The sequence below is a fragment of the Brachyspira sp. genome, assembly GCF_029258575.1.
GTDB lineage: Bacteria > Spirochaetota > Brachyspiria > Brachyspirales > Brachyspiraceae > Brachyspira.
Map to the genome: position 1 here is coordinate 1 of NZ_JARHYI010000007.1, position 6,540 is coordinate 6,540.

Below are 6,540 nucleotides of genomic sequence, written 5' to 3' on the forward strand. Positions count from 1 at the left end.
TTGAAGCATAAGGATTAAAAATATAAAACCTAATATATATTTTAAGTATTAGGTAATGATATGAGGATTTTAATATGCCTAAACTTATAAAAAAAATTAATAATGATAAATTAGAAATATTTTTAGATGATATTTTAATATTTGAACATTCTAAGGATACCCCTTCTATATTTGTTGGTGATGGCAGAGAAGATATATTAATGTATAGAGGAAATTTCAGAATAACAAATTTAGAAGATTCTAAAATACCTTTAAAATTATTCAAAGAAACAGATAATGATATAGAATTTTACTATGGAGAAGATTCTGTAACTTTAAGTTTCAGTGAAGAAGAAAATAAATGTGCTTTAAAATTAAAATCTAAAAAAGAATATTCAAGATTTTGGATAAGAATAAAAGCAGATAAAGATGAGCATATATATGGGCTTGGAGAACAGATGAGTCATTTCAATTTACGAGGAAAATTATTTCCTATATGGTCATCTGAACCTGGGGTTGGAAGAAATAAAAATACTTATATTACTTGGATGTCTGATTCTACAGGTATGGCAGGAGGTGATTATTGGACTACTAATTATCCTCAGCCTTCATATATGTCTAGTAAAAAATACTCTTTATTCTCTGACAGTTATGCTTATAGTGAATTTGATTTTAGAAATGAAAATTTTACAGAGATAAGTGTTTGGAAAGTACCCGAACAAATTATTTTATGGAAAGAAGATAGTTTTTATAAATTAATGGAATCTTTTACTGAGTATTTTGGCAGACAGCCTAATATACCTGACTGGGTTAATGATGGCATTATAGTTGGAATACAGGGCGGTTGGGATAAAATTAAAAGAGTGCTTAATGATCTAAAGTCTTATGGTGTTAATGTATCAGGAATTTGGATTCAGGACTGGGAAGGAATAAGAATGACTAGTTTCGGACAAAGACTTATGTGGAATTGGGCTCATGATCCAAATAGATACCCTGATTTTAAAGAGAATGTTAAAAAACTTAAAGAAGAAGGAATACGTTTTTTAGCTTATTCAAATTGTTATTTAGCTGTTGATGGAAATTTATTTAAAGAAGCTAAAGATTTAGGTTATTTGTCTAAAAATGATAAAGGTGAAATATATGAAGTTGATTTTGGTGAATTCTATTGTGGAATACCTGATTTTACTAGAGATGAGGTATGCAAATGGTTTGCTAAAAGAATACTTGTAGAAGAAATGATTGATTATGGTATAGAAGGGTGGATGGCTGATTTTGGAGAGTATTTACCTATAGATGTAAAATTATCTGAATCAGTTGCTATGCAAAAGCATAATGAATGGCCTATATTATGGGCTAAGGTTAATGATATAGCTTTGGATATGGCAGGTAAAAAAGGAGATATATTTATCTTTATGAGAGCTTCAGGAAGCCGTGCTCAAAGATATGCACCTGTATTATGGGCTGGAGATCAGAGTGTAGATTTCAGTAAAGATGATGGATTAGCTACTGTAATACCTGCAGCTTTATCTTCTGCTGTAAGCGGTTTTTCTTATCATCATAGCGATATTGGAGGATATACTTCTTTATACGGAAATGTTAGAACTCCTGAATTGAATGACAGATGGATAGAATTTGCTGCATTTACTTCTGCTATGCGTTCTCATGAAACTAACAGACCTAATGATAATGTGCAGTTATATGATTGTCCTACTACTATGGTTCTTCTTTCAAAAATGGTAAGAATATTCAAAGCATTAAAAGAATACAGAATTCATTTTATGAAAGATGCAAAAGAAAGAGGAATATCTTTGATTAGACCTTTATTTTTTGAATATGAAAATGATAAAGAGGCGTATTCTGTAGATTATGAATATATGTTGGGAAGCGATATATTAGTTGCTCCTGTATGGAAAGAAAAAACTGATATTTGGGATGTTTATCTTCCTAAAGATAAATGGATACATTTATGGACAGATAAAGAATATGAAGGCGGACAAACTGTAACTGTAGGAAGTAAAGTTGGAAATATTCCTGTATTTATTAGAAAAACTTCAAAGTATTTAGATTTATTTAAAAGTTTAAAATCTTTATGATTTTATAATTTAAGGAGAATTGATTATGGCTGTAAGTGAAGCTATAGAAAGATTAAGAGATTATATTGATAGTAATGATATAGATGCTGTTATATTAAACAGAAGAAGTTCATTTGCTTGGTTCTCTCAATGTGAAAATTCTATGAATTTTTATACTGATTTTGGTTTGGGATATATTTATGTTGATAAGAATGATGCATTTTACTATACCTCAAATAATGAGGCTCCTAGAATAGAGAGGGAAATTTTTAAAGGAAGTATAGCTGTTAAATCTTTTTCTTGGGTTGATGGTCCTGCAAAAAATGTTTCTAAACTTATTAAAGGGAAAAAAGTTAATGCTGACTTTAGTTTTAATGGAGTTAACGAAGATTTTGCTAATATAAAAAAACTTAGGTATAGTTTATTTGATGATCAAATAAATACTGCTATAGAATTAGGAAAAACTTCAGCCTCTATATTAGAAAAAACAATGAAAAATATAAAACCAGGCTTAACTGAGTATCAAATAGAAGCAGAAATAAGATATGCTTTTGGCAAAGAAAATATAGAACTTCCTGTACTTCTTATAGCATGTGATGACAATTTAAATGTATACAGACATCCTTTAGCAACATTTAAAATAGCTAATGAAAGATTTATAGCTGTTTTATGTCCTAGATATAAAGGTGTGGTTATTGCATTATCAAGAATTGTTTATTTTAGAAAGAGGACAGAGGAAGAAAAGAAAAGAGATGAAACAATATGTAAAATAAATAACCTTTTGATGAATGAAACAAATATAGGTATGAACTCTAAAGCTTTATGGGATTTTATGGTAAAGACTTATAAAGAAGAAAATGTTGAAACAGAATATCTAAATCATCATCAAGGCGGTGCTATAGGATTTGAATCAAGAGAATGGGTATTAAGACCTGCTTTGGAAGAAACTATTTATAAAAATCAAATGATAGCTTATAACCCAACTTTGATAGGAACTAAAGCTGAAGAAACTCTTTTAATATTAGAGAATTCAAAAGAAATACTTACTATAGGAAAAGATTTTCCTACTTTAACTCACTTGGGTATGACTTCAACTTTACCTTTGGAAAAATAAATAAAAATAAAATTAAGGAGTAAAATTATGTTATTTTTCTTAGACAGTGCAAAATTAGATGAAATTAAAAAGGCTTATGAATTATTCAGAATCGATGGAATTACTACAAATCCAAGACATATACAAGCCAGCGGTCAGCCATTTTATAAAGTAATAGAAGATATTGCTAAATGGGCTTCTGATACAGGTTTTAAGGATTATAAAGATTTTCCTATTTCTGTAGAAGTAAATCCTCATCTTAATGATGCTAAAGAAATGGTTGCTATGGCTAAAGATATAGCTTCTATTTCAAAAAATTTCGTTATTAAATTGCCTTGCATAGAAGCAGGAATACAAAGTGCTCATGAATTAGAAGAAAATGGAATAAGAACTAATTTAACATTAGTATTTTCAATATCTCAGGCTTTATATGCAGCCCATGCTAAATCTTTATTTGTATCACCTTTTGTAGGTTGGAAAGAATCATCAGGAGAAGATACTAGAGAATATATAGAAGGTATTATAAATGCTTATAAAGCCATAAATGCTAATACTAAAGTTTTGGTTGCTGCTTTAAGAAGCGGGTCACAGATAGCACATGCTTTCAAAAATGGGGCTGATGCTGTTACTTGCGGTCTTTCTGTATATCAGGAAGCTATGCTACATCCTTTTACATATAAAGGATTGGGTATATTCACAAATGCTTGGGATAATACCAATACTAACAGATAATAATTAAATTAAAAGGAGTTCAGTATGAAAAAGTTATTTGTATTAATATTTATATTATCTATGATTAATTTTAATGCTTGTAGTAAATTAGGGGAGTCCAGATCGGGTGTAGTAAGATCTTCAGGACCTGATAATTTAGATTATATGCAGGCTCCTAGCAATGCCGAATTTATTTTGGTTACTTCACATGACCATAATACTGACGGTTATAATCATCAAGCTTCTTTATTATTTAAAACTATAGTTGAAAATAAATCTAATGGCAGAGTTGGAGTAAAGATTTATCCAAACGGTCAATTGGCAGGAAGCGGTAAAGAAGGTATTGATGCTTTAATGACCGGAAATATAGATATATTTAAAGCTACAGATGATTTAGCATCATATTGGACTCCTGCCAATGCCTTTGGTTTACCTTATTTATTTCCTAATGACAGAGTTGCTGAAGCTGTATTATCTGATCCTGAAATAGTTAATACAGCAAGAGAATCTATAGCTGAAAAATATCCTCAGTTAAAATTAGTTATGATAGCAGCAAGTGGCGGATGGAGAGATTTTGCTACTACTCAAAAAAAACAAGTAAAAGTACCAAATGATATTAGGGGATTAAAAATAAGAACTGTTCCTTCTCAAGTACAGCAGGAATTAGTTACTATTTTAGGAGGTTCTCCTACAGCTATGCCTTATTCTGAAATATATACATCTCTTTCCACAGGAGTTGTTGATGGTGTGAAATTAAGTATAGTTGATATTGTTAATGCTAAACTTCATGAAACTTTAAAATATATAATATTGGATAATCATGCCTATCTTTCTGCATTTTGGTTCATTAATAATGATAAACTTAATTCTATGCCTGAAGACTTGAGAATAATTGTTTTAGATGCATTTGAAGATATGAGAAATTATTTGAATTCTTATCCTAAACATCAGCAAATACAGGCATATACTGATTTCAAAGCTAGAGGAGGTGTAGTATATAACCCTTCACAAGAAGAGCTTAATATGTTTATAGAACAGAGTAAGCCTGTTAAAGATTGGTTAGTATCACAGTATGGTGACGATGTATCTCCTTGGATAACTAAATTGGAAGAAAAAGTAGCTGAACATTCAAAAAAAATTGAAGCTATAAATAGGCAAGCTGAAAGATAAATTATAATAATATATCCTATTTTAAGATATCTTACAATATTATTTTGTAAGATATCTTTTTTTATTAAAAAAATATTTATTTACAAGTATATTATAATATTTTGATTCATATTCAGGGGAATTTATGGAATCAAAATATGAAGAAATTTATAATAACTTACTTGATAAAATAAAATCAGGATATTTTCAGAAAAGAACTATACTTCCAAGTGTGAGAAGATAATTTATTTAATACTATTTCTTTATAGTAAATTTGCAATTCGGATAATTACTGCATCCATAAAATTCTCTGTATTTTCCTTTTCTTAAAATTAATTTTCCACTGCATCTTGGACATATATTATTTTTTATTTTCTGCTTTGTATTATCAATATTTTTTATATGCTCTGAATTAGAAATATGTTTATTATTTGAAATTAATTTTTCATAAATATAATTCATATCATCTTCAGTATAATTACTTCCATCATTAAAGTTATTAAGATAATTTTTTAAATCGCATAAATTAATTACGTTATTTATATTTATTTTATCAGCATTATTTTGAGTGAATACAATTAATGAATTTATATTATATTTATTTTCTAATATATTTTTTAAATGAAATATATGTGATTTATTTTGTTTTATAGGATTATAAAAATAATTCTTTTTTCCTTTCCATAAACATTGAGTCCATTTGTCCTGATTTGCACTTCCAAATATAAGTCCGCTGTAGTTTTTAGTTTCTATACAGAATATACCATTTGATCTTATTTCTATATGATCTATCTGGTGACTATTACCACCATTATCAATTATCAGTAAATTATTTATTTGTCTATGTTCAGTTTTATCAAAGAATATCGGATTTAAAGCATTATCTACTTTCATTTCTCCAATTCTACCTTTAATTGAATTAATATCTATGATGCTTCCAATAATTTTTTTTAATAATCCCATAACTTTAGCCTTCTAATAAACTATTAAAGTATAATCATTATAAACTTATGAATATATTAATCAATAATCAAAAATATAAAAAATATAATCATATAATTTATAATTGATAATAGGAAATGAAGTTTCAAAATATTATAATGAATTTGTAAAGATATCAGGTATATAGGTAGTAAGTAAAGAGGTAATAAAGGACTCAGTAAAAGATAATCAAACATTTATTCAAAGATTAATGTCAAATATAGGAAAAATATTTTCGCTTCTTATACAAGTCATTATATGCAGGATGGGGGTATACTAGAGTTTAGCAGTATAATATCTAATGTAAACATATTTGAAAATGTACAAAAACTTTAGTGTAGATTTCTCAATTCTGGGTTGACACTGATGATTTTTTATGGCTTATAGTGATGTTTCTCCCTGTAGAAATATCCTGGTCTATAACTAGAAAAATGGGAACTACTCAAATATTGGGAATACTTTTGGTATTACATTTACCTATAGTAGATTTATTAGAATCAGATAATACCTGATTATGGTATAGAAACTTCAGAAGGAAAAGAGATACTTATTCAT

Annotated in this window: 6 protein-coding genes; 5 read left to right on the forward strand and 1 reads right to left on the reverse strand. The window is 28.1% G+C overall.

From position 1 onward, the window contains the following. Positions 1-74 precede the first annotated feature (74 nt). The 4 genes from Q1J76_RS00615 to Q1J76_RS00630 are packed head-to-tail and all read left to right on the forward strand — an operon-like array spanning position 75 to position 5,025. Positions 75-2,072 carry an alpha-glucosidase gene (locus tag Q1J76_RS00615; protein WP_300365310.1) on the forward strand — a complete coding sequence of 666 codons (1,998 nt, stop codon included), beginning with the start codon at positions 75-77 and terminating at the stop codon, positions 2,070-2,072. 25 nt (positions 2,073-2,097) lie between these two features. Further along, positions 2,098-3,165: a M24 family metallopeptidase gene (locus Q1J76_RS00620; protein ID WP_300365313.1), complete on the forward strand. Its 1,068-nt coding sequence runs from the start codon at positions 2,098-2,100 to the stop codon at positions 3,163-3,165. Positions 3,166-3,192: 27 nt separating this feature from the next. Then, a complete protein-coding gene (locus Q1J76_RS00625; protein ID WP_300365316.1) occupies positions 3,193-3,876 on the forward strand; it encodes a transaldolase family protein in 684 nt (227 codons plus the stop codon). Positions 3,877-3,900: 24 nt separating this feature from the next. Beyond that, positions 3,901-5,025, forward strand: coding sequence for a TRAP transporter substrate-binding protein (locus tag Q1J76_RS00630; RefSeq protein ID WP_300365319.1), 1,125 nt, complete (start codon positions 3,901-3,903; stop codon positions 5,023-5,025). A gap of 234 nt (positions 5,026-5,259) precedes the next feature. Here the strand turns inward: Q1J76_RS00630 and Q1J76_RS00635 are convergent, their stop codons facing one another. Next, on the reverse strand, positions 5,260-5,967 hold the full coding sequence (locus Q1J76_RS00635) for an NERD domain-containing protein (RefSeq protein WP_300365322.1): 708 nt from the start codon (positions 5,965-5,967) through the stop codon (positions 5,260-5,262). Positions 5,968-6,374: 407 nt separating this feature from the next. Here Q1J76_RS00635 and Q1J76_RS00640 point away from each other — a divergent pair, with 407 nt between their 5' ends. Beyond that, positions 6,375-6,497 carry a hypothetical protein gene (locus Q1J76_RS00640; protein WP_300365325.1) on the forward strand — a complete coding sequence of 41 codons (123 nt, stop codon included), beginning with the start codon at positions 6,375-6,377 and terminating at the stop codon, positions 6,495-6,497. Positions 6,498-6,540 lie beyond the last annotated feature (43 nt).